Source organism: Moorena sp. SIO4A1 (genome assembly GCF_010672065.1).
Classification (GTDB): domain Bacteria; phylum Cyanobacteriota; class Cyanobacteriia; order Cyanobacteriales; family Coleofasciculaceae; genus Moorena.
In genome coordinates this window covers 1-3,106 of the sequence record NZ_JAAHHX010000206.1, presented here as the reverse complement: position 1 = coordinate 3,106, position 3,106 = coordinate 1, and the positions used below count along the sequence as shown (strand labels likewise).

Sequence of the window (3,106 nt, the reverse complement as noted above, 5' to 3'; positions counted from 1 at the left end):
TCCTCATCCCACTCACGACCTAAATTGGCAACTTCCTATATTGCGCCACGGGATCAGACAGAGCAAACCATTGCTGAAATTTGGCAACAAAGTCTAGGGATTGAACAAATAGGAATTGAAGATAATTTCTTTGAGTTAGGAGGAGACTCCCTCATAGCAGTTCAGGTAATTGATAACTTACGGGAAACCTTCCAAACTGAGCTACCTATAGAGGCTATTTTAAATACTGCTACTATTGCTAAACTTTCTGAATCAATTCAGGCAAGAACCTCATCGGAAAATATTCCAGGTCAGGAAACACCACAAGCACCTTCCTCCTTGCTGGTAGAACTTCAAGCAGGGAGCAATAACAAACAGCCTCTTTTCTTATTACACGCTGTTGGCGGAACAGTCTATATATATAGGGAGCTAGCTAGTTTTTTAGACTCAGATATACCAGTTTATGGGATACAAGCACAGGGTTTAGATGAAAAAACAGAAGTACTTACCTCTGTTGAGGAGATGGCAACTGAATATATCAAAGCGATACGCACCGTTCAACCTAATGGTCCATATTTTCTCGGAGGTACTTCCTTAGGAGGTATTCTAGCTTTCGAGCTAGCACAGCAACTCCATGCAGAAGGTGAAAAGGTAGCATTGCTGGCTCTGATCGACACTCCCGGTCCGGGTGAAATGCCAAAGAAATTAGATAGCGAAACAGAGATCATGGGTTATCTTCTTGATACCCTATTCGAGTTAGACAACAGTTTTTTGTCCTTGAATTCTTTCCCACAAGTTGGCAATTTTGAAGATCAAGTAATCTATGCTTTGGAGCAAGCAAAGATTGCTAAGTTGATCCCCGATGATTTCCCGATATCTCAAACTCGTCAATTCATCCAAGTCTTCAAGGCAAATAAGGAGGCAATGTGGAGCTACAAGCCACAGATATATCCTGGAAAAATTATCTTTTTCCGTGCTCAAGACAGGTGTAAAGAATACGACCCATTACATCCAGAATACCCCTGGATTGAGCTAGCTGCTTCAGGGATCGAGATTTACACAATTGGTGGCACCCACATTACCATAAATTATGAACCTTATATTCAGGTTATAGCAGAAAAACTCAACATCTATCTTGAACAGAATAATTAGGGTTTGCTGATTAAATATCAAAGCATGGATGATTAATGAAGGACAACTTTATATGAAAACTAACAATAAATTTTTATCTTTGATAGACCTCCTACGTTATCGAGCAACGAATGAAGGCAACAAAAAAGCCTATACGTTTCTTTTTAATGGACAAACAGAAGCAAACAGTTTGACTTATGGAGAATTGGAAAGGAGGGCACGGGCGATCGCTGCTAAACTTCAGACAATGGGGATAGCTAAGGGGGAGCGAGCATTGCTGCTCTATTCTCAGGGTCTGGATTTCATTTGTGCTTTCTTTGGATGTTTATATGCAGGAGTCATTGCGATACCAGCTCCCCCGCCTGATGCAATTCGGTTGAAGCGAACTCTGCCTAGACTTCAAGCTTTTGTCAAGGATGCCCGAGTTTCTGTTGTGCTGACTAAATCTGAAATTTATTCTCTGTTCTCAGATGAATGGAAAAAAGATTTTGAATATCATAATATACTATGGTTATTTACTGAGGAGATATCAGACGAACTAGCAAGCCAATGGCAGGAATTTAAAATAGATCTAGATGGTATAGCTTATTTACAATATACTTCTGGGTCTACATCCACACCAAAAGGCGTTATAATTACCCATAACAATTTAATGCACCATTCTGCCTACATCAAGCAGGCTTGGAACTACACTTCAGATAGTGTTGCAGCTACTTGGATGCCTTACTTCCATGATTATGGTCTAATTGATGGACTGATACAGCCAATTTATTCTGGTATTACTTGTTATGTCATGTCATCATTAGCCTTTATTAAAAAACCAAGCTGCTGGCTGGAAGCTATTTCTAAGTATAAGGTAACCCATAGCCAAAGCCCAAACTTCGGCTATGACCTTTGTATTCATAAAGTTAGCTCGGAACAATTATCTGAGTTAGACCTGAGGAGTTGGAGAACTGCTAGTAATGGAGCAGAGCCAATTCGTAAAGATACTATAGAAAAGTTTATTCAAAAATTTGAACCCTGTGGTTTCCAAGCTACAGCTTTTTATCCAGCTTATGGCCTTGCAGAAGCAACCTTACTAGTAGCGACTAAACCTCACAATAATGTGCCTCAAATCACCCCAGTTGTGGCATCAGCCTTAGAGAAAAATCAGATTGTTGAGGGGGATACTAATCAAAATGGAAATCGATATGTGGTTAGTTGTGGCTTCCCGATTTGTGACACAAATGTAATTATCATCAATCCCAATACTTTAATTAGATGCTCATCAAATGAAGTTGGCGAAATTTGGGTATCAAATTTGAGTATTGCTCAAGGTTACTGGAATAGACCAGAAGAGACAAAGCAAACATTTAAGGCTTATACAGTAGATACTGGTGAAGGTCCATTTCTACGTACTGGTGACTTGGGGTTCATCAAGAATGGTCAGCTGTTTATCACTGGGCGCTTGAAGGATGTAATCATCATTCGAGGCCACAATCATTATCCTCAGGACATTGAATTTACTGTTGAAAATAGTCACCCATCATTGCGCAAAAATTCAGGGGCTGCATTTGGGATTGAGGTAGATAACGAAGAGAAACTAGTCGTTGTTCAGGAGGTTGAACGAAGTTGGCTGCGAGAACTGGATTTCAATGAAGTAAATGGAGATATTCGTCAGGAATTGATGGCGCAACACGAACTACAGGTTTATGCGATCGCATTGATCAAATCAGGGAGCATTCCTAAAACTTCAAGTGGCAAGATAATGCGTCAAGCTTGTCGGATTAAGTTTCTAGAGGGAACTTTGGAAGTTATAAATTCAGGTGGTAGTAATCCAGAACACTTAAGAGAACTAACTGTTATGAGTGTTATGAAGGCAACTCCAAAAAATCGGGCGCATCTGGTGTAGGGACAAGAGTACGATGTAGAAAGCTTAGTGTCACTTTAGGCATAAATTGACTAAAAATTGTGGTGTTGCTGAATAAAAAAATGGTATTTAAAAAAAAAAACCATA

The 3,106-nt window shown here is 39.7% G+C and carries 2 protein-coding genes; both read left to right on the top strand.

Annotation, left to right across the window (positions count from 1 at the left end):
- A partial coding sequence (locus tag F6K53_RS36180) for a non-ribosomal peptide synthetase (protein WP_293084249.1) occupies positions 1-1,131 on the top strand: 1,131 nt, incomplete at its 5' end.
- A gap of 52 nt (positions 1,132-1,183) precedes the next feature.
- Complete coding sequence (locus F6K53_RS36175) at positions 1,184-3,001, top strand: fatty acyl-AMP ligase (protein WP_293084246.1); 1,818 nt, start codon at positions 1,184-1,186, stop codon at positions 2,999-3,001.
- The last annotated feature ends 105 nt before the right edge of the window (positions 3,002-3,106 follow it).

Bases quoted from the DNA above. Each gene is read 5' to 3' on its own strand.
- F6K53_RS36175 (WP_293084246.1), top strand. From the start codon at position 1,184: ATGAAAACTAACAATAAATTTTTATCTTTGATAGACCTCCTACGTTAT.